Source organism: Arthrobacter sp. TJ-265, assembly GCF_058269135.1.
In genome coordinates this window covers 24,668-46,956 of sequence record NZ_JBZCND010000003.1, presented here as the reverse complement: position 1 = coordinate 46,956, position 22,289 = coordinate 24,668, and the positions used below count along the sequence as shown (strand labels likewise).

The 22,289-nt window shown below is 71.8% G+C and carries 21 protein-coding genes; 8 read left to right on the top strand and 13 right to left on the bottom strand.

Annotation, left to right across the window (positions count from 1 at the left end):
* Positions 1–41 precede the first annotated feature (41 nt).
* Entirely contained in the window at positions 42–1,565 is a 1,524-nt protein-coding gene (locus tag AC4D2E_RS11785; RefSeq protein ID WP_490952752.1) for a long-chain-fatty-acid--CoA ligase, read from the top strand.
* Here the strand turns inward: AC4D2E_RS11785 and AC4D2E_RS11780 are convergent.
* Together AC4D2E_RS11780 and AC4D2E_RS11775 are read right to left on the bottom strand one after the other, a co-directional pair.
* Positions 1,562–2,755: a glycerate kinase gene (locus AC4D2E_RS11780; protein WP_490952751.1), complete on the bottom strand. Its 1,194-nt coding sequence runs from the start codon at positions 2,753–2,755 to the stop codon at positions 1,562–1,564. The genes AC4D2E_RS11785 and AC4D2E_RS11780 overlap by 4 nt on opposite strands.
* A gap of 42 nt (positions 2,756–2,797) precedes the next feature.
* Positions 2,798–2,965: a hypothetical protein gene (locus AC4D2E_RS11775; RefSeq protein WP_490952750.1), complete on the bottom strand. Its 168-nt coding sequence runs from the start codon at positions 2,963–2,965 to the stop codon at positions 2,798–2,800.
* Between the two features lie 158 nt (positions 2,966–3,123).
* Here AC4D2E_RS11775 and pgm point away from each other — a divergent pair, with 158 nt between their 5' ends.
* Complete coding sequence (gene pgm, locus AC4D2E_RS11770) at positions 3,124–4,755, top strand: phosphoglucomutase (alpha-D-glucose-1,6-bisphosphate-dependent) (RefSeq protein ID WP_490952749.1); 1,632 nt, start codon at positions 3,124–3,126, stop codon at positions 4,753–4,755.
* Positions 4,756–4,763: 8 nt separating this feature from the next.
* Here pgm and AC4D2E_RS11765 read toward each other — a convergent pair whose 3' ends face one another.
* The gene (locus AC4D2E_RS11765; protein WP_490911504.1) at positions 4,764–6,152 is read right to left on the bottom strand and encodes an aldehyde dehydrogenase family protein; all 1,389 of its coding nucleotides are present in this window, start codon (positions 6,150–6,152) and stop codon (positions 4,764–4,766) included.
* Entirely contained in the window at positions 6,149–7,000 is an 852-nt protein-coding gene (locus AC4D2E_RS11760; RefSeq protein WP_490911505.1) for an SDR family NAD(P)-dependent oxidoreductase, read from the bottom strand. Before AC4D2E_RS11760 ends, AC4D2E_RS11765 begins: the two co-directional genes overlap by 4 nt.
* 96 nt (positions 7,001–7,096) lie before the next feature.
* Here AC4D2E_RS11760 and AC4D2E_RS11755 point away from each other — a divergent pair, with 96 nt between their 5' ends.
* The gene (locus AC4D2E_RS11755; RefSeq protein WP_490952748.1) at positions 7,097–8,425 is read left to right on the top strand and encodes a uracil-xanthine permease family protein; all 1,329 of its coding nucleotides are present in this window, start codon (positions 7,097–7,099) and stop codon (positions 8,423–8,425) included.
* 56 nt (positions 8,426–8,481) lie between these two features.
* Entirely contained in the window at positions 8,482–9,483 is a 1,002-nt protein-coding gene (locus AC4D2E_RS11750; protein WP_490952747.1) for a phosphotransferase family protein, read from the top strand.
* A 120-nt stretch (positions 9,484–9,603) separates the two neighbouring features.
* Here the strand turns inward: AC4D2E_RS11750 and AC4D2E_RS11745 are convergent, their stop codons facing one another.
* The 5 genes from AC4D2E_RS11745 to AC4D2E_RS11725 form a co-directional block, all read right to left on the bottom strand.
* Positions 9,604–10,434, bottom strand: a complete 831-nt coding sequence (locus AC4D2E_RS11745) for a glycerophosphodiester phosphodiesterase family protein (RefSeq protein ID WP_490952746.1) — start codon at positions 10,432–10,434, stop codon at positions 9,604–9,606.
* A complete protein-coding gene (locus AC4D2E_RS11740) occupies positions 10,412–11,221 on the bottom strand; it encodes an HAD family hydrolase (protein ID WP_104168182.1) in 810 nt (269 codons plus the stop codon). The genes AC4D2E_RS11745 and AC4D2E_RS11740 overlap by 23 nt, the downstream gene beginning before the upstream one ends.
* A gap of 77 nt (positions 11,222–11,298) precedes the next feature.
* Positions 11,299–11,826, bottom strand: a complete 528-nt coding sequence (locus tag AC4D2E_RS11735) for a YbhB/YbcL family Raf kinase inhibitor-like protein (RefSeq protein WP_490952745.1) — start codon at positions 11,824–11,826, stop codon at positions 11,299–11,301.
* A 31-nt stretch (positions 11,827–11,857) separates the two neighbouring features.
* Positions 11,858–12,781, bottom strand: coding sequence for a carbohydrate kinase family protein (locus tag AC4D2E_RS11730; RefSeq protein WP_490952744.1), 924 nt, complete (start codon positions 12,779–12,781; stop codon positions 11,858–11,860).
* A gap of 51 nt (positions 12,782–12,832) precedes the next feature.
* The gene (locus AC4D2E_RS11725) at positions 12,833–13,315 is read right to left on the bottom strand and encodes a PGPGW domain-containing protein (RefSeq protein WP_104167493.1); all 483 of its coding nucleotides are present in this window, start codon (positions 13,313–13,315) and stop codon (positions 12,833–12,835) included.
* Between the two features lie 158 nt (positions 13,316–13,473).
* Here AC4D2E_RS11725 and AC4D2E_RS11720 point away from each other — a divergent pair, with 158 nt between their 5' ends.
* Genes AC4D2E_RS11720 through AC4D2E_RS11710 form a run of 3 tightly spaced genes read left to right on the top strand, consistent with a single transcriptional unit; the run spans position 13,474 to position 15,885 of the window.
* Positions 13,474–14,463 (top strand): ring-cleaving dioxygenase, encoded by a 990-nt coding sequence (locus AC4D2E_RS11720; protein ID WP_490952743.1) that lies wholly within the window; start codon positions 13,474–13,476, stop codon positions 14,461–14,463.
* Positions 14,460–15,101 carry an alpha/beta hydrolase gene (locus tag AC4D2E_RS11715; protein WP_490952742.1) on the top strand — a complete coding sequence of 214 codons (642 nt, stop codon included), beginning with the start codon at positions 14,460–14,462 and terminating at the stop codon, positions 15,099–15,101. The genes AC4D2E_RS11720 and AC4D2E_RS11715 overlap by 4 nt, the downstream gene beginning before the upstream one ends.
* Positions 15,094–15,885, top strand: coding sequence for an isocitrate lyase/PEP mutase family protein (locus tag AC4D2E_RS11710; RefSeq protein ID WP_490952741.1), 792 nt, complete (start codon positions 15,094–15,096; stop codon positions 15,883–15,885). The genes AC4D2E_RS11715 and AC4D2E_RS11710 overlap by 8 nt, the downstream gene beginning before the upstream one ends.
* 14 nt (positions 15,886–15,899) lie before the next feature.
* Here AC4D2E_RS11710 and AC4D2E_RS11705 read toward each other — a convergent pair whose 3' ends face one another.
* Positions 15,900–16,706 carry an alpha/beta hydrolase gene (locus AC4D2E_RS11705; protein WP_490952963.1) on the bottom strand — a complete coding sequence of 269 codons (807 nt, stop codon included), beginning with the start codon at positions 16,704–16,706 and terminating at the stop codon, positions 15,900–15,902.
* A 157-nt stretch (positions 16,707–16,863) separates the two neighbouring features.
* On the opposite strand from AC4D2E_RS11705, the gene AC4D2E_RS11700 reads away from it, so the two are divergent.
* On the top strand, positions 16,864–17,973 hold the full coding sequence (locus tag AC4D2E_RS11700; RefSeq protein WP_490911520.1) for a GTP pyrophosphokinase: 1,110 nt from the start codon (positions 16,864–16,866) through the stop codon (positions 17,971–17,973).
* Positions 17,974–18,017: 44 nt separating this feature from the next.
* Here the strand turns inward: AC4D2E_RS11700 and AC4D2E_RS11695 are convergent, their stop codons facing one another.
* The 3 genes from AC4D2E_RS11695 to AC4D2E_RS11685 are packed head-to-tail and all read right to left on the bottom strand — an operon-like array spanning position 18,018 to position 22,166.
* Positions 18,018–19,559: a carboxyl transferase domain-containing protein gene (locus AC4D2E_RS11695; RefSeq protein ID WP_490952740.1), complete on the bottom strand. Its 1,542-nt coding sequence runs from the start codon at positions 19,557–19,559 to the stop codon at positions 18,018–18,020.
* Positions 19,526–20,752, bottom strand: a complete 1,227-nt coding sequence (locus tag AC4D2E_RS11690) for a CaiB/BaiF CoA transferase family protein (protein WP_490952739.1) — start codon at positions 20,750–20,752, stop codon at positions 19,526–19,528. Before AC4D2E_RS11690 ends, AC4D2E_RS11695 begins: the two co-directional genes overlap by 34 nt.
* 49 nt (positions 20,753–20,801) lie before the next feature.
* Positions 20,802–22,166 carry an SLC13 family permease gene (locus tag AC4D2E_RS11685; RefSeq protein ID WP_490952738.1) on the bottom strand — a complete coding sequence of 455 codons (1,365 nt, stop codon included), beginning with the start codon at positions 22,164–22,166 and terminating at the stop codon, positions 20,802–20,804.
* Positions 22,167–22,289: the final 123 nt, after the last annotated feature.

Sequence of the window (22,289 nt, the reverse complement as noted above, 5' to 3'; positions counted from 1 at the left end):
GGTTTCCTGCAGGGAAGCGTTGAGAGATCAAAGGAGATCGCGTGTCGAACCTCGCCAACAACCTCGTGGCCACTGCGACGAGGAGCCCCGCGGCGGTGGCCATCAAGCTCGACGACGTCGAGGTCACCTTCGGCGCCCTCGAGGCGCTCAGCCAGAAGGTCGCCACGCTCCTCGCGGAGCACGGGGTGCAGCGCGGCGACCGCGTGGCCCTGATCATGCCGAATATTCCTCAGATGGCATTCGTCTACTACGGGGTCCTCCGGGCCGGCGCCGTCGTCGTCCCGCTGAACCCTCTCCTCAAGGGGCGCGAGGTCGCCTACCACCTCACCGACTCGGGCGCGAAGCTCGTGTTCGCCTGGGAGGGCATCATCGCCGAGGCGCAGGCAGGCGCCGAGGGCTCCGGTGCCGGGACGGGCGGGGACGTCGCCGTCGTGACGGTCGACGGCGGCGCCTTCATGCAGCGCGTCTCCGCGGCCGAGCCGACCCCGGGCGTCGTCGAACTCGACGGCGAGGACACCGCCGTGGTGCTGTACACCTCCGGGACCACCGGGCGGCCCAAGGGCGCCACGCTCTCCCACGCCAACCTCTCCCGGAACACGGAGATCTCCCGCGACCTCATGGGCACGAAGGAGGGCGAGGTCCTCTTCGGGGGGCTCCCGTTCTTCCACATCTTCGGGCAGACCTGCGCGCTGAACGCCGCGGTGCTCACGGGCGCCACCGTGACCCTGCTCCCCCGCTTCGAGCCGGGCAAGGCGCTCGAGATCATCCAGCGGGACCGCGTGACGATCTTCGAGGGCGTCCCCACCATGTACGTCGCGATGCTGCGCCACCCGAGCGTCACCGGCACGGACCTCTCCTCCGTCCGCGTGGCCGTGTCCGGCGGGTCCGCGCTGCCGGTCGAGGTGCTGCACGAGTTCGAGCGTGTGTTCGAGGCGGACCTGCTGGAGGGCTACGGCCTGTCCGAGACCTCGCCGATCGTGAGCTTCAACCGCGTGGGACAACTCCGCAAGCCCGGTTCCATCGGCACCCCGGTGGACGGCGTCGAGGTGAGGATGCTCGACCCGCAGGGCACCGAGGTGCCCCAGGGCGAGGTGGGGGAACTCGCCGTGCGCGGCCACTGCGTGATGAAGGGCTACTGGGAGAACGCGGACGCCACCGAGGCCGCCATCCCCGACGGCTGGTTCCGCACGGGGGACCTCGCGCGCGTGGACGAGGACGGCCTCCTCTTCATCGTGGACCGCAAGAAGGACGTGATCCTCCGCGGGGGTTACAACGTGTACCCGCGGGAGGTCGAGGAGGTCCTGTACGAGCACCCCGCGGTGGCGGAAGCCGCGGTGATCGGCGTGCCGGACGACCTGCACGGGGAGGAGATCGTCGCGGTCGTCGGCGTCCGGGCCGAGCACGCACCCGCCGACGACGCCGCCCGCGAGGCCCTCGCGGCGGAGATTACCGCCTTCGCGAAGGAGCGCGTGGCCGCCTACAAGTACCCGCGCCGCGTAGTGCTCGTCGAGGCGCTGCCCAAGGGACCCACGGGCAAGATCCTCAAGCGCGAGATCACGGTCTAGACCCGGCCCGCGCTGAAGACGCCGTAGACCTGCGCGGCGGCATCCTCCATCAGGGCCCCGGCCCCCTCGATCAGTTCGTCGAGGGCCATCGGTCCGGTCGCGAGGGAGAATGCCGCCGCCAGCCCGGCGTCGTGCACCCGGGCGGCCGGGAGCTGGACGCGCCCGGCGATCACCACGACGGCGCACGCCGCGGGGGCGTTCGCCACGACGGCGTGGACCACCTTCCCGCCGAGCGACTGGGCGTCGAAGGAGCCCTCGCCGGTGAGCACGAGATCCGCGTCGGCGAGCGCGCCGGCGAGTCCGACGGCGTCGGCCACGAGGGCGGAGCCGGGCACGATCTCGGCGCCGAGGAACGGGACGAGGACGGCGGGGAGTCCACCGGCCGCGCCCGCCCCCGGCACCTCGAGCATGTCGACGCCCGTCGACCCGGCGACCACCCGCGCCAGGCGGGAGAGCCCTGCTTCGAGGACGACGACGTCGTCCGGCGAGGCGCCCTTCTGCGGCCCGAAGACCGTCGCGGCGCCGCGCGGTCCGCACAGGGGGTTGTCGACGTCGACGGCGATGCGCCAGCGGACGTCACGGGCCCGGGGGTGGAGCTGCGACACGTCGATGGTCGCGAGGGCGCCCAGCGCGCCGCCGCCCGGGGTGAGCGGGTCGCCGTCGGCGTCGAGGAAGCGGGCCCCGAGGGCTGCCAGGAGGCCGGCACCGCCGTCGGTCGTCGCCGACCCGCCGATGCACAGCAGGATCTCGTCCGCGCCGTCGTCGAGGAGGCGGGCCGCGATCTCGCCCACGCCGTAGCTGGTGGCAGCGAGGGCGTCGAGGGGACGGTCGGCGACCAGGGGCAGGCCGTTGGCCTCCGCCGCCTCGAGGACCCCCCGGACCGGGGAGCCGGGCGCGCCGTGGTCCTCGGAGATGCCGTAACGCGCGGTCCGCGCCCGGCCGGCGGCGTCGTGGCAGGACGTGGTCCGCGCCTCGACGCGCCAGGCCGCGAGAAGGGCGTCCAGCGTCCCCTCACCGCCGTCGGCGAGGGGTACCAGGACGACGTCGGGCGCCGGATGGCCCAGGCGGGCGGCGGCCGCCGTCACACCCGCGGACATGGCGAGGGCAGCCTCCGCTGCCGGAAGGCTCCCCTTGAGGGAGTCGGGTGCGAGGACGATCCTGAGCGGGCGGCGAGGCGCGGACGTGGTCACGCGTCCACCCTAACGGGCGCCCCCCGGACGGTCAGGCGCCGGTCAGGCGCCGGTCTCGCCGCCGTTGTCCGCCTCGAAGCCGGGGGCCACCTCTTCCTCGATGCCGGGTCCGCCGTAGCCGCCGGCGTCCTGCTCCTTCGGTGTGCCGGCCTCATCGGCGCCCTGCTCCTCGGGATTGGCGGTGGGGGTGTCGTCGGGATTCTCGCTCATGGTGCTGCCTTCCGTGATGCGTCTGCTCCCTGGCCGGGCGCTGATACTCAGCTTACTGATGATCGGTCCGCGGGCAACCCGCCATCGCGCCCGCGGAACTCCCGCGTAACCCGCGCTGCACTGGTGTAATCGGGGCCGTTCTTTGACATGCTGGGGCCATGGCTAACCGAGCGGGCACAGTGGCCCTCCCCAGCGACCTCATCGACGTGACCAAACTGCTCGACGCGTACTTCGACGTCGAGCCCGATCTCTCCGATCCCGCCCAGCGGGTGGCGTTCGGCACGTCCGGCCACCGTGGCTCGTCCCTGAAGTCCTCCTTCAACGAGGGGCACATCGCGGCGATCACGCAGGCGATCGTCGAGTACCGCGCCGGTCAGGGCATCACGGGCCCCCTGTTCATGGGCAAGGACACCCACGCCCTGTCCGAGCCGGCGCAGAACACCGCCCTGGAGGTCCTCGCGGCCAACCGGGTGACCGTCCTGGTCGACGCCCGCGGCGCCTACACCCCCACCCCGGCCGTGTCCCACGCGATCCTCGCCCACAACGCGTCGCGCACCGAGCAGGCCGACGGCATCGTCATCACGCCCTCGCACAACCCTCCGGGTGACGGCGGCTTCAAGTACAACCCTCCGCACGGCGGCCCCGCCGACTCCGATGCCACCAACTGGATCGCCGACCGCGCCAACGCCCTGCTCGAGGACGGCCTGCGCGGGGTGAAGCGCCTGCCGATCGCCCAGGCCCGCACGGCGGACGGGATCGGCAGCTACGACTTCCTGCAGCACTACGTGGACGACCTCCCGTCCGTGCTGAACCTCGACGCCATCCGCTCGGCCGACGTGCACATCGGTGCGGACCCCATGGGTGGCGCCTCCGTGGACTACTGGGGCGCGATCGGGGAGCGCCACAACCTGAACCTGACGGTCGTGAACCCGACCGTGGACCCGCAGTGGGCGTTCATGACGCTGGACTGGGACGAGAAGATCCGGATGGACTGCTCCTCCCCGTTCGCGATGGCCTCCCTGATCACGCGGGCCACGGAGTTCGACATCGCCACCGGCAACGACGCCGACGCGGACCGCCACGGGATCGTCACACCCGACGGCGGCCTCATGAACCCGAACCACTACCTCGCCGTCGCCATCCAGTACCTGTACGCGAACCGGCCCGACTGGCGCGCGGACGCCGTGATCGGCAAGACCCTCGTCTCGTCGTCGATCATCGACCGCGTCGCGGCGGACCTCGGACGCGTGCTGCACGAGGTCCCCGTGGGCTTCAAGTGGTTCGTGCCCGGCCTGCTGAGCGGCGACCTGGCCTTCGGCGGTGAGGAGTCCGCCGGTGCGTCCTTCCTGCGCCTCGACGGCACGCCGTGGAGCACCGACAAGGACGGCCTCCTGCTGGCCCTGCTCGCCTCGGAGATCACCGCGGTGACCGGCAGGACCCCGTCCCAGCACTATGCCGGGCTGACCGACCGCTTCGGCGCACCGGTCTACGCGCGGATCGACGCCGCGGCCACGCGCGAGCAGAAGGCGGCGCTCGGCAAGCTCTCGCCGTCGGACGTCACCGCGACGAGCCTCGCCGGCGAGGAGATCACGGCCCGCCTGACGGAGGCCCCCGGCAACGGCGCGTCCGTGGGCGGCCTGAAGGTGACCACCGAGAACGCGTGGTTCGCGGCACGGCCGTCGGGCACCGAGGACGTCTACAAGATCTACGCCGAGTCCTTCAGGGGCGAGGAGCACCTGAAACAGGTACAGGCCGAGGCGAAGGCCCTGGTGGACGGCGTGATCAGCTGACCCTGGTGCTACAGCAGCAGGCTCAGCAGTTTCCGCTTGATCGGCCCGAAGGGTGGGTACGCGAGCCGTAGCGTATCCACCCCGGTGGGCTTGGAGAAGACCGGCTGCAGATGGCTGAAGGTCCGGAAGGACTGCCGCCCGTGGTAGCTGCCCGTCCCGCTCGCGCCGACGCCACCGAACGGCAGGCCGGGGACCGCGACCTGGATGGTGCAGACGTTGTGGGCGATCCCCCCGGCCTGGACGCGCTCCCTGAACGCGCGCAGGTGCTCGTCGCGGTCGCTGAACAGGTAGGCGGCGAGCGGGTGCGGGCGGGCGCCGATGAAGCGGATCGCGGCGTCGAGGTCCTCGACCTCGAGGATCGGCAGCAGCGGCCCGAAGATCTCCTCCTGCATGAGGGCGGACGAGGGGTCGACGTCGCGCAGGATGGTCGGCTCGATGTACCGCTCGGCGCGCTCGTGCCGTCCGCCCGAGACCACGGTGCCGTCCGCCAGCAGGCCCACGAGGCGGTCGAAGTGGTGCTCATTGATGATCCGCCCGTAGTCGCGGGACGTCAGCGGGTCGCTCCCGTAGAAGTCCCGGACGGTGTCCGCCAGCGCTGCGGCCAGTTCCGGTGCGGCGTCCGGCGTCGTCAGGATGTAGTCGGGGGCCACGCACGTCTGCCCCGCGTTCATGAACTTGCCGAGTGCGATCCTTCGGGCCGCGGCGCGGAGGTCCCCGCCCACGACGACGGCGGGCGACTTCCCGCCCAGCTCCAGGGTCACCGGCGTCAGGTGTTCGGCCGCGGCCCTCATGACGATCCTGCCGACGCGCTCACCCCCGGTGTAGAAGATGTGGTCGAACGGCTGTCCGAGCAGCGCCGTGCTGGCCTCGACGCCGCCCTCGACGACCGTGACGGCCTCCGGGTCCAGGTACTCCGGCACGAGGCGGGCGAGCGTGCGGGACGTCGCGCCGGCGAGTTCGCTGGGCTTGAGCACGGCGGCGTTGCCTGCGGCGAGCGCCCCGACGAGGGGCGCCAGCACGAGCTGGGCCGGGTAGTTCCACGGCCCGATGATCAGCACGACGCCGAGCGGTCGGGCCTGCGTCCATGCCCGGGCCGGGAGCAGCCCGGCGGGCACGCCGACCTTCTCGGGCACCATCCATCGGTCCAGGTGCTTCAGGGCGAAGTCGACCTCGGCTCGCACGGAGGCGACCTCGGCGAGGAACGCCTCCGTGCGGCTCTTGCCGAGGTCCTCCTCGAGGGCCGTCGTGAGGTCGTCCGCCCGCTCGGAGAGCAGCCGGCGCAGGGCGCTCAGCTGTCCACGGCGCCACGCCGCGGGGCGCGTGACGCCCGTGTCGAAGTATCGTCGCCGGTCCGCCAGCAGTCCCGCGGCGTCCGTCACGTGCGTGTCGGTGCTCATCGGGCGCCCTCCTGATCGGGGGCGGTGCTCGGGCGCCCGGTGAATCCGTCCATGGAGCTGTACACCCTGAAGACCCGGCCCGCCACGACGTCCCAGACCGGCTGCGGCAGGATATTGCGGAGGATCCCGGCGAGCTGCACCGTCCAGGGCAGCTGGACGCGGGCCCGGCCGGCCAGCGTGGCGCGCCATGCCTTGTCGACGACGTACTCCGGCTCCATCAGGGGTGTCATGAGCGGGCCGCGGGCGCCGTCGAACATGCCGGTCCTGATGTAGCTCGGGATGAGCGTGGTGACGCCGATGGGGTGGCCCGTGGAGACCAGTTCCAGGCGCAGCGAGTCGCTCCAGCCGATGACCGCCCACTTCGAGGCCGCGTAGACGCTCATGCGGGGCACGGCCAGCGTGCCGGAGGCGGAGGCGACGTTGAGGATCCGCGCGGGCGTGCCGCGTTCCATCATCGCGGGCAGGAACGCGCGCGTCACGTGCATGGGCCCGCCGGTGTTGATGCGCAGCGTGAGATCGATGTCCGCGTGGTGGTCGTGCTCCCAGAAGTACTTCCCGCGCACGATCCCGGCGTTGTTCACCAGGACGTCCGGCACGCCGACCTCGTCGAGGACGGCGCCCGCGGCCGCCTGGACGGACTCCACGGACGCCACGTCGACCACATAGCTGTGCACGGAGGCAGCGCTCGAGGCGAGGCCCGCGACCACGTCCTCGAGGGCGCGGCCGTCCACGTCCCACAGCACGACGGCGGCCGCACCCTCCCTCGCCGCGCGTTCGGCGTACAACCTGCCCATGCCCATGCCGGCACCCGTGACCAGGACGATGCGCCCCCGAACCGTGAATCCCATGCGTGCCTCTTCCTCCGGAACAAGCAACGTAACATCCCGGCCCCACGCTCCCGGTAAACTTTCCCGGAACCCCGACCCGCTTTGGAAGGCATACCCATGAGTGCACGAGGCATCGGCTGGACCCTCCACGGTGACGGGAAGAACGTCCGGCCGGGCGGATTCGTCGCTCCGGAGGAACGCCTGACCTGGCCCAGGACCATCGGCATCGGCGCCCAGCACGTCGTCGCGATGTTCGGCGCGACCTTCCTCGTCCCGCTCATCACCGGGTTCCCGCCGTCGACCACCCTGCTCTTCTCGGGGATCGGGACCATCCTGTTCCTGGTGATCACCGCCGGGCGGGTGCCGAGCTACCTGGGGTCGAGCTTCGCGTTCATCGCCCCGATCGCGGCGGCCCAGTCCCAGCACGGGGCAGCGGGCGCGCTCGGCGGCATCATCATGGCCGGTGCGGCCCTCGCGCTGATCGGCCTGGTCGTCCATACGGCGGGTACCCGGTGGATCCAGGTGGCCATGCCGCCCGTCGTCACGGGTGCCATCGTGGCGCTGATCGGGCTCAACCTCGCGCCGACCGCGAAGGCGAGCTTCGAGCAGGCGCCCCTGACCGCACTGGTCACGGTGATCTCGATCCTGCTCGTCACGGTGCTGTTCAAGGGCATCCTCGGGCGCCTGTCGATCCTCGTCGGCGTGCTCGCCGGGTACGCCGTCGCGATGGTCCGCGGCGAGGTGGACTTCGCCGCGATCGGCAGCGCCGCGTGGATCGGCCTCCCGGAGTTCGCCGCCCCGGAGTTCCACCTCTCCGTCGTCGGGCTCTTCATCCCCGTGGTCCTCGTGCTGGTCGCCGAGAACATCGGCCACGTGAAGTCGGTGGCCGCGATGACGGGGCGGGACCTCGACCCGTACACCGGACGGGCCCTCATGGCGGACGGCCTCGCGACCATGGTCGCCGGGTCCGCTGGCGGGTCGGGAACCACGACCTACGCCGAGAACATCGGCGTGATGGCGGCGTCCCGCGTCTACTCGACGGCCGCGTACTGGGTGGCCGGCATCGTCGCGATCCTCCTGAGCCTGTTCCCGAAGTTCGGCGCGCTCATCGCGACCGTCCCCGCCGGGGTACTCGGCGGAGCCGGCGTGGTCCTCTACGGCATGATCGGCATCCTCGGCGTCCGTATCTGGGTCCAGAACCAGGTCAACTTCTCCAACCCCATCAACCTGTCGACGGCCGGGGTGGCCCTGGTCATCGGCATCGCGGACTTCACCTGGGTGATCGGTGACCTGACCTTCGCGGGGATCGCCCTCGGTACAGCCGCCGCGCTCATCATCTTCCACGGCATGACGGCGATCGCGCGGGCGCGCGGGAGCGAGCACGTCGCCGGGCCGGAAGAGCTCGAATCGAGCGACCACGGAACACGGCCCTCGAAGCTGGGCTGACCCGTGACCGGTGCGAAGATGGGATCCATGCACCCCTCCACCGCCTCCTGCACCCGATGAACACTCCGCGCGAGGTGTGGGCCTCCCCCGCATGGCGGCAGCAGGCCGAACAGTGGATCGACCTGGTGCTGGAATCGTTCGGCGTGACCCGCACGGGTCCCACCGACCAGCCGCGCCTGCGCTTCTGGTCGACGCAGCTCACGGTCCCCACGGACCACGGCACGCTCTGGTTCAAGGAGAACAACCTGGGCCAGCTCGCGGAGGCCTCGATCCTGTCCCTGCTCGGCGAACTGGCGCCGGACCACGTCATGGCCCCGCTCGCGATCGAACCCTCCCGCGGATGGATGCTGACGGCGGACCACGGCGCGACGCTCGACAGCCTCGGATCGGACGACGCCGCGGCATGGGTCCGCATCACCACCGACTTCGCGGACCTGCAGCGGATCGCCGCCCCGCACGGCGAACGGCTCGCCGAGGCAGGCCTCGTCACCATGAATCCCGAGGTGGCGGCGAACTTCGTCGAGAACCAGCTGCTCCTGCACACGGGGCTGCCGGCCGAACACCCCATGTACCTGTCCGCGGAGGAGGCCGACGACGTCGTGCGCCGCCTGCCGGCCGTCCACCGCGCCGTCGACGCGCTGCGCGCCGTCCCGGTGCCGCTGTCCCTCGACCACAACGACCTGCACGCGCGGAACTGCTTCCTGCCCGGCACGAACGTCGAGCCGCTGCGGTTCTTCGACTTCGCGGACGCCTACTGGGCACACCCGTTCAGCGCCCTGCTCGTGCCCATCACGCAGATGCGGGAGCAGTGGAACACCACTCCGGAGGACCCGCGGATCCGGTCCGTCGTCACGGCCTACCTCGAACGCTGGACCGACCACGCGGCGTTGCCGGAGCTGCGGGCCGCCGTCGGACCCGCCCTGACGCTGGCGGGCATCCACCGGTACGGCTCCTGGCTGCGCCTGCTGGTCCATGCCGACGACGACGCCATGCGCGCGTACGCCCCCGCCGCACTGCACTACCTGAAGACGCTGACGGACCCGGTCCTCGAGCTCTAGCCGTGCACCGGGCACAGCCGCCTTCGATGCGCACGTACGGCGGGTGCCGAGCCGCGCCACCCACCACAGCTGCGCACCCGCGCCGACGCACGGGTCCCGCGGCATTCGACGCCGACCGGCTCAGTCCGGCGGGCGCCCCTGCGGCCAGACGGCCCTCTCGCCCATGCACTCGGCGAGGACGTCCGCGGCATCGGACACGATCCCGTGGACGCCGAGGTCCAGCAACCGGTCCATCCCGGCTCGCTCGTTGACCGTCCAGACGTGCACCTGCAGACCCGCGTCCTCGCAGCGCCGGACGAAGCCCCGCGTCACGACCCGCACGCCGCGGTACGTCTCGGGGAGCTGCAGCGCGTGGACCCGGGCCGCCCGGGCGACCGGTCCGGCCAGGCCCAGCGGCGCGGCGATCCTCAGGAGCGCGTTGACCGCCATCCCCGCCGACGACGCCGTCGGCCGGTCGAGCAGGCGCAGGACCGCCCGCCTCCGCCGGTCGGAGAAGGACGCGACGAGCACGCGGTCGTGGGCGGCGTGGCGGTTGATGAGGTCCGCGAAGGGCCGCACGCAGGTGTCGCTCTTCACGTCGACGTTGAGGCGCACCTCCGGCCAGCGCAGCAGGACGGCCTCGAGCGTCGGGATCCCCCCGCCCCCACCGACCGACAGCCGGCCCAGTTCCTGCGCGGTCCGCGCCGCGACCGGGCCGCGGTCCCCGGTGACGCGGTCGAGGACGTCGTCGTGGAAGACCATGACGACGCCGTCGCTCGAGGCATGGACGTCGATCTCGAGGTACCGGAAGCCCAGGGCGACGGCGCGTTCGAAGGCGTCCAGCGTGTTCTCCCCGCCGTCGGGGGCGAAGCCCCGGTGGGACAGCGCGATCGGCCGCGGCCGGGGAGGGGATCCCGCCGCGTTGTCGAGATAGGGATAGCGGCCCGTGTCAGGCCGTGCGGAGCGCCGCAAGCCGTTGCTCCAGGATCTGCGCCACGCCGTCCTCGTCGAACGCGGGGGCCACGAGGTTCGCGGCGGCGAGCGCGTCGGGGTGCCCGGAGGCCATCGCGTACCCGTGGCCCGCCCAGTCGAGCATCTGGACGTCGTTGGGCATGTCCCCGAAGGCGACGACGTCGGCGGCGTCGATCCCGCGTGCCGCCGCGTACTGCGCGAGGGTGACGGACTTGTTGATCTCCGGCAGGGCCATCTCGAGCAGGGCCATCGTGGGTGCGGAGTGGGTCGTGGAGACCAGGTGTGCGACGGCGGGCCGGACGACGGCCAGGAAGTGGTCGGGCGAGACGGCCCTCTCCCGTGCGAGGAACTTCACGATGTCCTCGCCGGGCAGGGACTCCTCGAAGGCCTGGGCCGTGAGGCCACCGAGCAGTTCGGCCGTGGAGGGGTCGGCGAAACCCGACTCCACCTTGAATCCCGACACGGTCTCGGCCGCGAAGGTCGCCGCCGGGAAGAGCTTCCGGATGATGTCGCGGGCGGCATAGATGTTCTCGGGTGCGAGGAGCTTCGCGTCGAGCACGCGCTCCGACTCGAGGTCGTACGTCAGGGCGCCGTTGGAGCAGATGACCGTCCCCGTATGCCCGAGCTGGTCACGGAGGGGCTGGAGCCAGCGTGGCGGACGGCCCGTGACGAAGACGACGTCCACCCCGGCCTCCACGCAGGCACGGAACGCACGGATGGTGCGCTCGCTCATCCTGCCGTCATGCCCGACGACGGTGCCGTCCATGTCGCTCGCCACGAGGCGCATCGTCCACTCCTTCAGGTTCGGGACCTCCACCCTACCGGCGCCGGACAGTCACCTGCAGGGGCTCGGCGGCGGGGCCGCTACTGCTCGTACGTGCCGGTCAGGCGGGCGCGGCCGAGGGTGTGGGAGAACAGGTTGAAACCGAGGTAGGCGGGGCTGGCGTCGGCGGAGATGTCCAGCGACTCGACATCCACGGCGTGGACCACCACGTGGTAGTGGTGCGGCCCATGCCCCTCGGGGGGCGCGGCGCCCACGAAACCGGGGAACCCGCCGTCGTTCCGCAGCTGCACGGCACCCTCCGGCAGCAGGCCGGAACCCTCCGTTCCCGCGCCGGAGGGCAGCCACGTGGTGCTCACGGGCAGGTTCGCGACCGCCCAGTGCCAGAAGCCGCTCGCGGTCGGCGCGTCCGGGTCGTAGACCGTGACCGCGAAGCTCCGGGTGCCCTCGGGGAAGCCGCTCCAGGCGAGCTGCGGCGACTCGTCCTTGCCGCCCGCCCCCATCATCCCGGATGCCTGCGCGGCGTCGAGGGGGGCGCGGTCAGTGACGGTCTCGCTGGTGAGTTCGAACTCGGGGACCTGCGGAAGGTCTGCGTACGGATCGCGGGTCATCGCGTGCTCCTCTGGTCGTCGGTCGGGGTCCTCACGCGGCGTGGACCATCTCGTCCCGCGTGGGCGGGTTCGCTCCCGGGCGGGACACCGTGATGGCCGCGGCGCGGGCCGCGTACTGCAGCATCCCGGTCAGCTGGTCACGGGTGATTCGGAGCAGCTCGTCGCGGTGATGGGCGCCGTCGAGCCCGGAATCCACGAGCGAGCCCAGGAGGGCCGCCATGAACGAGTCCCCGGCGCCGACGGTGTCCACCACGGACGTGGGCGGGGCGGGGACGGACACCTCGCCCGCACGGCAGACGCCCCACGGGCCCTTCGAGCCGCGTGTCACGACGACGACGGCGGGACCGGCGTCCAGCCAGGCACGCGCCGACTCCTCGGGCGTGCGGTCGGGGTAGAGCCACTGGAGGTCCTCGTCGGAGGCCTTGACGACGTCGGCGAGCGCCACGAACTTCTCGGCCTGCTGCCGGGCGAACACCGCGTCGCGGATGATGGTCGGCCGGCAGTTGGGATCGTAGGTGACGGTGACCAGGGGATGGGCGCTCGTCACGAGGGCCAGGACGTCGTCCGCCCCCGGGGCGAGCATGGTCGCGATGGAGCCGGTGTGCAGCAGGGTGGACCCGTCGAGGAGTGTGTCCTTCTGCCGGGCCAGTCCCGGGAGGTCCCAAACCAGTTGGAAGTCGTAGGACGCACCCCCCGCGGGGTCCAGGCGCGCGGTCGCGACGCTCGTGGGAGCGGCGTCCGGCCGGACGGGGAAGGGCACCGCGTTGTCGCGGAGGTGCTGCTGGATCATCCGCCCGTAGTCGTCGTCGCCGTACCGGCCGACGAACTGGGCGGGATGGCCGAGGCGCGCGAGGCCCACGGCCACGTTCATGGGACTGCCTCCCACGTGCGCGCGCATGGACGCGGTGTCGCTGACGACTTCGTCGATGAGGGTTTCCCCGATTACGGTGAGCACCCGTTCAACGTACCAGCCGCGGTCGCGGAGGGCCGGGGCTCTCCCGTCGTCCTACCTCGAGTGCCAGGGGAGGATCGACGGCCGCGGCGGTATCGGCCGGCCCCTGAAGCGCCGCACGCTGTAGACGATCAGGGCGAGCGCGATCATCGACGAGAGGATCAGGCTGATCCCCGTGCCCGTGCCGCCGAAGAGCCACCACTTGTCCGCGAGGAACCACCAGCCGGGCGTGGTGGGTTCCACGATCCAGACCACGCCGAGGGTCATGATCACGAACGAGCTCATGCAGCTCGCCGTGATCCGCGGAATCGTCTTCACCCCGAGGGCTGCGGCATGGAAGGCGTTCTCCTTCAGCGGCTTCAGGTACCGCCGTGCCCAGTGGTAGTGCCGTGAGAGGACGGCGAGGCCCGCGGCGAGCATCAGGAGCCCGGGGCCGGGCAGGACGAGGGCGGCGATCCCCACCACCACGAGGGTCCACCCGATCACCTCGGCGGCGGTACGGTGAACCCACCCCGGGAACCGCTCTTTCGCTGCCATGCTCACAGGATGCCACAGCCTCCCGAGTGCGCACGACGCCCGGCAGGGGGACCGGGGGCCCGGGCGGGGACCACGAGGGCCGGAACAAATAGTCCGATACATGTGTTTGCATGGACAAGCCGGTGGATGGAAGGCCGGTCCGAACCCAGGAGGACAGCGTGACCGCACGAACCGAAGGTCTCCACCACGTCACCGCGATCGCGGGTGACCCGCAGAAGAACATCGACTTCTACATCAGGGGCCTGGGACTGCGCCTGGTCAAGAAGACGGTGAACTTCGACGATCCGGGGACGTACCACCTCTACTACGGCGACGAGGCCGGCCGCCCCGGCTCCCTCCTCACCTTCTTCCCTTGGCAGGGCATCCGCAGCGGCCGCGTGGGCAGCGGGCAGTCCACCACCACCGCGTTCTCCGTGCCGCAGGGCACCCTCGGCTGGTGGCAGGAACACTTCAAGGCGATCGGCGTCGAGTCGACCATCGCCCGCGCCTCGTCCGAGGAGGAGCGCCTGTCCCTCCGCGACCCCGACGGCCTGCAGATCGACCTCGTGGCCTCCTCCGTCTCCGACCCCCGCGACCCGTGGGACTCCGCCTCCGTCCCGGCCGAGTACGCCGTGCGAGGCCAGCACTCCTCGGTCCTCACGGTCCAGGACCCCGCCCGTACGCTCGAGACCTTCACACGTGATCTCGGCATGACGGTCCTCGCCGAGAAGGACGGCCGCTACCGTCTCAGCACCCATGCCGGGGAGCCCGGTACCGTCGTCGACGTCGTCACCGACTCCCGCGGCGAGCGCGGTCTCGTGGCCGGGGGGACGGTGCACCACATCGCCTTCCGCGTTCCCGACCGGCAGACCCAGGAGGTGTGGCGCCAGGAACTCGCCGAGCGCGGGTACGCGGTGACGGCCATCCTCGATCGCCAGTACTTCACCTCGATCTATTTCCGCGAACCCGGCGGAACCCTGCTGGAGATCGCAACGGACACCCCCGGCTTCGACATCGACGAACCCCTGCTGGAACTGGGCCGCTCCCTCAAGCTGCCGCCGTGGCTCGAGCCGAACCGCGAGGCCATCTCCCACGCGGTCGCGACGATCGACCTGCCGGAGGAGAACAACCCCGCCGTCCAGGCCTTCTTCAGGAAGGCGGGCTCATGACCACCCCGCAGACGTGGCCGCACCTGTTCGAGGCAGGAGCAGCGGACGCCCCCGTCCTGCTGCTCCTGCACGGCACCGGCGGCACCGAACAGGACCTCCTGCCGCTCGCCGCCCGCCTGGCGCCCGGGGCGGGCTATCTCGCGCCGCGGGGCCCGGTGCAGGAGCACGGCCTCAACCGGTGGTTCCGCCGGTTCGGCGAGGGCGTGTTCGACGTCGACGACGTCGTCCGCCGCGCGGGCGAGCTCGCCGCGTTCCTCGGCTGGGCGCGGGACCACTACGGCATCGCCGACCGCCCGCTCGTCGCCGTCGGGTTCTCGAACGGGGCGAACATCGCCCTCGCCGCCGTGCTGCTCCACCCGGACGCCGTCTCCTCCGCGGTCGCCTTCTCGGGGATGTACCCCCTCGACGGGCGCACCATCGACGCGGACCTGACCGGGACGCACGTCGCCCTGTTCAACGGGGCGTCCGACGCCATGGCCCCCATCGACAGCGTGACCCGCCTCGGTGCGATCCTGGAGAGCCGCGGCGCCGAAGTACAGCGGAACGTCCGCGAGGGCGGGCACGGAATCCACCCCACGGAGGTCGACGGCGCCGCCGCCTGGATCGCCTCCCGTACCCGGAAGGTCCCCCATGACTGAATCACCCACCACCGGGCTCGCAGCACGGGCCACCACCCTCTCCCGGCTCCACGCCGCCCCCGAGATCCTGCAGGTCGTCAACGTCTGGGACGTCATCAGCGCCAGGACCATCGCCGACATCCCCGGCACCACGGCCCTCGCCACGGCGAGCCACTCGATCGCCGCGTCGCTCGGGTACGAGGACGGCGAGAACATCCCCCTGGAGGAGATGATCGCGGCGGTCGGGCGGATCGCCGCGGCCACCACGCTCCCCGTGTCCGCCGACCTCGAATCCGGTTACGGCAATCCCGGGGACACCGTGCGCCGGGCGATCGGCGTGGGGATCGTCGGGGCGAACATCGAGGACCAGATGCGCCCGCTCGCCGACGCCGTGGCGCAGATGGAGGCAGCCGTGAAGGCCGGGCAGGCCGAGGGCATCGACTTCGTGCTGAACGCCCGCACGGACGCCTTCGTGAAGGCGGGCGACCGCGATCCGGCGGACGTCCTGGCCGAGGCCGTCGAGCGCGGCAAGGCGTTCCTCGCCGTCGGCGCGACCAACGTGTTCGTCCCCGGCCTGCTCGACGAGCACGCCGTGACCGCTCTCGTGGAAGCCTTCGGTCCGCAGCGGCTCAGCGTGATCAACGTGCCCGGCAGCCTGGCACCCGCACGCCTGCAGGAACTCGGCGTCGCCCGGATCTCCTACGGCCCGTGGACGCAGCGCGTCGCCCTGACCGCGCTGGCGGACTCGGCGCGCGAGCTGCTCGCCGGCGGGGCCCTGCCCGAAGGGACGCTCCCCCTGAACTAGGGACCCGGCCCCGGTCAGCCCGAGGCGGGCAGGCCGGCTGCCTCCTCGAGGCGGTCAAGGATCGTCTCCCACGCCGGCGACCCGGGCGTGATGACGGCGAAGTGGTCGCCCGGGACGCGGACGAGTTCCGCCGTCGCACCCGCCGCCGTGGCCGCGGCCGCGTACGCCTCCGACTGGCTGGGCGGCACCGTGGTGTCCTCGGTGCCGTGCACCGCGTACACGGGGACCTCGAGGGGGAGCACGGTCATCGGGTCGGCGAGCGCATAACGCTCCGGGTCCCCGGGCGCGCCGAGCAGGTTCTCCACGGCGTTGCCGCTCAGGCCGAGCGCCCGGGCCTCCGCGAGGTCCAGCACCCCGGCCTGGCTGACGACGGCGGTGAGCGGCACCACCGGCGTGCCGGCGCCCGGGGCACCCGATGGGAGCGCGAACCGCCCCGCCGCCCACACCGCGAGGTGGCCGCCCGCGGAGTGGCCGAGCGCCGTCGTCGAGCGCAGGTCCAGTCCGTGGTCGTCGGCCGCGACGGCGAGGTGGTCGATGCCCGCGGCGACGTCGTCGAACGTGGCGGGCCAGCCGCCCCCGTTGCCCGCCCGCCGGTACTCGAGGTTCCAGCACGCGTAGCCGCGCGGGGCGAGGTCCCGTGCGAGGGGTTCGCCGAGCTCCGCGCCGTAGGTGGAGCGCCAGTAGCCGCCGTGGATGATCACCACGACGCCGCGCACCGCGGTCTCCCCGCCGGGCAGGTAGAGATCCGCGAACTGGCTCGGATCGTCGCCGTAGCGGTAGCGCTGCGGCGCCGCGGCGCCGGACCCGGTCCCCTGGCGGATCCCGCAGGCGGCGAGGAGGGCAGCCCCGGCGGCGGCCGGCAGGGCCAGGACGGAGCGGCGTCCCGGCGGACGCACGGTCTTCTCGCGATGCACAGGGGAAGCGTAACGGTCGCCGGGGTTGGATACGATGAAGACTCTCCTCGGAAAGGCTGGATGCATGGGCGCGTGGGACGATCTCGACGAGCGGCTGCGCCCTGCCGTCGAGGCGCATACGCGGGAGTTCGCCCGGGTCCGGCCCGCCCTGGACCGCGTCACCGAGGCCATGCGGTCCAGCATCGCCGCCATCTTCGAGGGTGCGGACTTGAGGCCCCTGTTCGTCACGGCACGCACCAAGACCGTCGAGTCCTTCCGCGACAAGGCGTCCCGCACGCTGCCGGCCGTGGACCCTGCGGACCCGCCCGCCCTCGTCTTCCCGGACCCGATGCGGAACCTGACGGATCTGGTGGGGGTCCGCATCATCACCACGCTGCCCCACGAGGTGGACCTCGCCGCAAACCTCCTCAAGCGGCAACGCCAGGAGTTCGACTGCCGGGGTGACCGGGAGAAGGACATCGGGTCCATCGAGTCCGGCACGTACGGCTATTCGAGCCGCCACCTCATCATGCGCACCATCCACAACGACGTGGTGCGCGGCTTCCAGCAGGCCGTGGACCCGGAGACGAGAGCCGCGGGGAGCTATCTCTTCGAGGTGCAGGTGCGCACCGTCCTGGCGCACGCCTGGTCGGAGATCGAGCACGACATCCGCTTCAAGGCGTCCAACCCGAAGGCCTGGAGCCCCTACTTCGACCGCCAGTTCACGGGCACGGCGGCCATGCTGGAAACCGTGGAATCGGCCTTCGCCGAACTGCACGAGCGGTACGAGACCGTCACCGGGTTCTGGGACGAGGACGGCGAGGGCAGCGCCCCACTGACACCCAACCGCATCCGCGACGTCTGGCAGACGCTCCTGCCCCACGTGGACCGGAAATCGGACGACAACTGGGGGTGGGCCGCCGAGCTCCTCGCAGCGCACGGGCGGAAGACCACGCTGGAACTCGTCGACCTGCTGCAGGCGGACACCATCACCACGGTCCGCAAGGCCCTCGACCACCGGTACTCCCCCGGCCCGGACCGGCTCCTCGACGACATGCTGCTGTGGCACTACGGCGAGCGCCACATCGACCTGACGGCCGAGGCGCCGGATGCCGAGAGCACGTCCCGCCGGGACAGCCTGCAGCGCCGGCACCGCCAGATGGAGATCTACCGGGCGCAGCACCCCGGCACCTGACATCGCAGGCTCCGCACCTCACCGTCCCGGCGAGCGCGCTCCGGTCAGGGTGTGCCCGCCCGGTACTTCCCGGCCCGGCGCTCCAGCCGGTCATCGGCCGGCAGGCGCTTGACGCGTGCCAGTTCGTACTCGATGGCCGAGGCCATCCGCTCGCAGAACGCCCGTCCCTCCTCGGCGGCGTCCGGCCGCTCGTCCACCACATGGTCCACGACGCCCCGGTCCACGAGCGCGGCGACCTTCACCCCCTGGGCCTCCGCCATCCCGGGCGCCCTGTCCACCGTGCGGTGGACGATCGCACTGGCCCCCTCGGGCGGGAGCGGCGAGAGCCAGGCGTGCTCGGCGGCGATGGTGCTGTCCGCGGGCAGCAGGGCGAGCGCGCCTCCCCCCGCCCCCTGGCCCAGCAGCACGGAGACCGACGGCGAGGCGAGCCCGATGAGGTCGTGCAGGGACCGGGCGATCTCCCCGGCGAGTCCGCCCTCCTCGGCCTCCCGGGACAGGTCCGCGCCGGCGGTGTCGATGACGGTCAGCAGCGGGAGGCCCAGTTCCTCGGCGAGCTTCATGCCGCGCCGCGCCTCCCGGAGCGACGCCGGGCCCATCACCGCGTCCTCGGGGCGCCGCGGCCGCTGGTGGCCGAGCACGATGCACGGTTGCTCCCCGAACCGGGCCAGGGCGAGCAGCAACCCGGGGTCCTTCTCGCCCTGCCCGGTCCCGTTGAGCGGCAGGACGTCGCGGGCTCCGGCGGCGAGCAGGCGCCGGAGGTCGGGGCGCCGCCGGTTGCGCGAGACGAGGATGGACGTCCAGGCGTCGCCGTCGCCGGGGGTGACGGCGGTGGTCGGGGGCGGCGGGGGCAGGCGGGCCGGGTCCGCGAGCAGCACGGAGAGTGCCGTGTCGACGATCGCCGCCAGCTGGCCGGGCGGGACGACGGCGTCGATGAGTCCCTTGTCGAACAGGTTCTCGGCCGTCTGGACACCGGACGGGAAGGCTTCCCCGTAGAGCGCCTCGTAGACGCGCGGCCCCAGGAAGCCGAGCAGCGCGCCGGGTTCGGCGACCGTGACATGGCCGAGGGATCCCCAGGACGCCATGACGCCGCCGGTGGTGGGGTGCCGGAGATAGACGAGGTAGGGCAGCCCGGCCTGCCGGTGGGCCCGCACGGCGCCGGTGATGTCCACCATGGAGAGGAACGCGGGCGTGCCTTCCTGCATGCGGGTGCCGCCCGATGCCGGACCGGCCAGGAGGGGCAGCCCCTCCGCCGTCGCCCTGCGGACCGCGGCCGTGATCCGGTGCGCGGCCGCACGGCCGATCGAACCCGCGAGGAAGGTGAACTCCGAGACGATGACGGCCACCCGTCGGCCGTGGATGAGTCCCTCGCCGGTCAGCACCGACTCGTCCGCCCCGCTCTTCTCCCGTGCCCGCCGCAGCTCCTCCTCGTACGCTGCACTCGCACCGGCGTAGGGCGAGGGGACGGGACTGTCCCATGAGGTGAAGGACCCGGCGTCGAGGACGGCGTCGATGAGTTCGCGTGCGGTCAGGTGCCGGGCGCGGGCCTCACCGCTCACGAGCCGTCGCTGCCCGACGCGGCGAGCCATGCTCGGATCGCCGCGCCGTCGCCGTCGAGCAGCGGCGGCGCGCTGTGGCTGCGGGTGGTCGTCTCGGAGGCGCCGTCGAAGAAACGCAGGGGTGGGCCGGGCAGTGCGATGGTGCCGAGCACGGGGTGGTCGACGTCCAGGAGCAGGCCCTGGGAGTGCACCTGGTCCCAGGCGTACACCTCGTCGAGCGTCCGCACCTTGCCGGCGGGGATCCCCGCCTCGTTGAGCTTCGTGAGGAGCGGCTCGGACTCGTAGGCGGAGAACGCGTCCTCGACGGTCCGGATCAGCAGGTCCCGGTTCCGCACCCGGTCTGCGTTCGAGGCGAACTCGGGCCTGTCGGCGTCGAGCCCGAACGCCGCGGCGAAGGCGGCCCACAGCTTCTCGCTGCCCACACTGATCTGCACCTTGCCGCCCCGGCAGTTGAACAGTCCGTAGGGCGCGATCGAGGGATGGTGGTTGCCCTGCGCCTGCGGTACCTCGCCCGCCACGGTGGTCCGGGTGCCCTGGAACGCGTGGACGCCGATGATCGCGGCGAGCAGCGAGGTGCGTACCACCTGGCCCTTGCCCGTCCGTTCCCGCTCCAGCAGCGCGGCGACCGCCCCGTAGGCCCCGTACATCCCGGACAGGAGGTCGGCGATGGGGACGCCGACGCGCTGCGGGTTGTCGGGGTCCGGCCCGGTGACGGACATGAGGCCCGCCTCGCCCTGCACGATCTGGTCGTAGCCGCTGCGCTTCGCCTCGGGGCCGTCATGCCCGAACCCGGTGATGGAGAGGATGACCAGCCCGGGGTTCAGCTCCAGCATCGCGTCCGTGGAGAAGCCGAGCCGGTCCAGGACCCCCGGCCTGAAGTTCTCGACGACGACGTCCGCGCGGCGGAGCAGTTCGGTGAGGACCGCCCGTCCGTCCTCGCTCTTGAGGTCGAGGGCGATCGATTCCTTGTTCCTGTTGCAGGACAGGAAGTAGGTGGACTGGCGGTCCTCCTCCGGGCCGACGAAGGGCGGACCCCACCCGCGGGTGTCGTCCCCGGTGCCCGGAGTCTCCACCTTGATGACGCGCGCGCCGAGGTCGCCCAGCATCATCCCGGCGTGCGGTCCGGCGAGGGCCCTGCTGAGGTCGACGACGAGGCGGCCGGCGAGCGGTCCGCCGCGCTCCCCGCCGGCGGTCGGGTGCGGTGCGGTGGTCTCGGCGGTCATGGTTCCTCCGGTGGTCGTGCTGTCGGGCGGGGTGGTCGGGTGGGCCGGCTCAGAGCCAGCCGGGGACCACGAGGACGAGCCAGGCGATGAGCGGACCGGCGACGACGACGATCGCGCCGTAGCCGAGGATCTGCTTGTAGAAGCGGTCCTTGTCCGTTCCCTCCGGGGCGTTCGCGAGGACGAGAGCGCCGTTGGTGGAGAACGGCGAGACGTCCACGATCGTGGAGGACACGGCGAGCGCGCAGACCACGCCGACGGCGCCCACGGCCCCGGTCTCCAGGAACGGGATGGCCAGGGGGATCAGCGCCGCGAGGATGGCCGTCGAGGACGCGAACGCCGACACCACGGCACCGATGTAGCAGATCAGCAGCGCTGCGAGGAGCGGCATGCCGAGGCTGGCGACGCCGTCGGACACGTAGTCGATGGTGCCGGCGGCCTCGAGGACGCCCACGAACGTGAGCATGCCGCAGATGAGCAGGACGGTGGACCAGGCGATCTTGTTGACGGCTCCGCTCTGCGCCTTGGGGGAGATCAGGGCGAGGACGACGGCGACCGTGATGGCGACGAAGCCGACGTCGACGCTGAACCCGAGGGCGACGACCGCGAGGGCGATCAGGCCGAGGATGGTGGCGCCCTGGGACACGCGGTCCTCGCGGGTCCTGGTGGCGACGACGCCGTCGCCCGCCGGGTCGCGCGGACCGTAGGTGCCGCTGCCGGTCCCCTTGTAGGCGACGTCGGCCCGGCGGACCCCGGGGCTCACGTTCAGGCGTGCCTCGGCGGCCTCCTCCACGAAGTGGGAGACGCGCGAGGACATGAGGGTGCGGCCGCCGAGGACCACGAACAGCACGATCGCGATGAGCAGGTTGAAGATGAAGCTCGCCAGGAAGACAGCGAGCGGGCTGTACTCGAACCCGGACTCCCCCACGATGTCGTTGACGATCACGCCGTAGACCGCGATCGGTGAGAATCCGCCGGCCTGCGCGCCGTGGACCACCATCATGCCCATGAGCAGCGGGGAGATCTTGTGGCGGGCCGCGAAGCCGAGCGCCACGGGGGCCATGATGGCGACGGCGGCGGGGCCGAGAGCGCCGACGGCGGTGATGACCGCGGTGATCAGGAACATCACCCAGGGGATCAGTGCCACCCGGTTGCGCACGAGCTTCACGGCACCCTGCACGAGCAGGTCGATCGTCCCGTTGTTCTGGGCGATGGCGAAGAGATAGGTCACCCCGACCAGGGTGAGGAACAATCCGCCGGGGAATTCGGCGATGATGTCGTCGGTGTCCATGCCGAGGACGACGGCTCCCAGCAGGAAGGCGCCGACGAAGGCGAGCGCCCCCATGTTGATGGGCAGCAGGGTGGCTATCAGGAACATCGCCGCGAGGATGATGATCGATAGGAGTGGAGCGGACATCGTTATCCTCCAGCGGGCGATGGACAGGGGGCTGAGCTGTGACGTGTGTTACAGGCTCACTGGCCTAGCCTGTAGGAGAGTGGGTGTCCCTGTCAATCGACGAGCGATAGCATGAGCCCCACC

Excerpts from the sequence above, each read along its gene's own strand:
- AC4D2E_RS11765 (WP_490911504.1), bottom strand. The coding sequence starts at position 6,152 with ATGAGCACCGACACGCACGTGACGGACGCCGCGGGACTGCTGGCGGAC.
- AC4D2E_RS11750 (WP_490952747.1), top strand. The coding sequence starts at position 8,482 with ATGAACACTCCGCGCGAGGTGTGGGCCTCCCCCGCATGGCGGCAGCAG.
- AC4D2E_RS11740 (WP_104168182.1), bottom strand. The coding sequence starts at position 11,221 with ATGCGCCTCGTGGCGAGCGACATGGACGGCACCGTCGTCGGGCATGAC.
- pgm (WP_490952749.1), top strand. The coding sequence starts at position 3,124 with ATGGCTAACCGAGCGGGCACAGTGGCCCTCCCCAGCGACCTCATCGAC.
- AC4D2E_RS11710 (WP_490952741.1), top strand. The coding sequence starts at position 15,094 with ATGACTGAATCACCCACCACCGGGCTCGCAGCACGGGCCACCACCCTC.
- AC4D2E_RS11715 (WP_490952742.1), top strand. The coding sequence starts at position 14,460 with ATGACCACCCCGCAGACGTGGCCGCACCTGTTCGAGGCAGGAGCAGCG.
- AC4D2E_RS11775 (WP_490952750.1), bottom strand. The coding sequence starts at position 2,965 with ATGAGCGAGAATCCCGACGACACCCCCACCGCCAATCCCGAGGAGCAG.
- AC4D2E_RS11700 (WP_490911520.1), top strand. The coding sequence starts at position 16,864 with ATGGGCGCGTGGGACGATCTCGACGAGCGGCTGCGCCCTGCCGTCGAG.
- AC4D2E_RS11695 (WP_490952740.1), bottom strand. The coding sequence starts at position 19,559 with ATGGCTCGCCGCGTCGGGCAGCGACGGCTCGTGAGCGGTGAGGCCCGC.
- AC4D2E_RS11725 (WP_104167493.1), bottom strand. The coding sequence starts at position 13,315 with ATGGCAGCGAAAGAGCGGTTCCCGGGGTGGGTTCACCGTACCGCCGCC.
- AC4D2E_RS11685 (WP_490952738.1), bottom strand. The coding sequence starts at position 22,166 with ATGTCCGCTCCACTCCTATCGATCATCATCCTCGCGGCGATGTTCCTG.
- AC4D2E_RS11735 (WP_490952745.1), bottom strand. The coding sequence starts at position 11,826 with ATGACCCGCGATCCGTACGCAGACCTTCCGCAGGTCCCCGAGTTCGAA.
- AC4D2E_RS11690 (WP_490952739.1), bottom strand. The coding sequence starts at position 20,752 with ATGACCGCCGAGACCACCGCACCGCACCCGACCGCCGGCGGGGAGCGC.
- AC4D2E_RS11760 (WP_490911505.1), bottom strand. The coding sequence starts at position 7,000 with ATGGGATTCACGGTTCGGGGGCGCATCGTCCTGGTCACGGGTGCCGGC.
- AC4D2E_RS11755 (WP_490952748.1), top strand. The coding sequence starts at position 7,097 with ATGAGTGCACGAGGCATCGGCTGGACCCTCCACGGTGACGGGAAGAAC.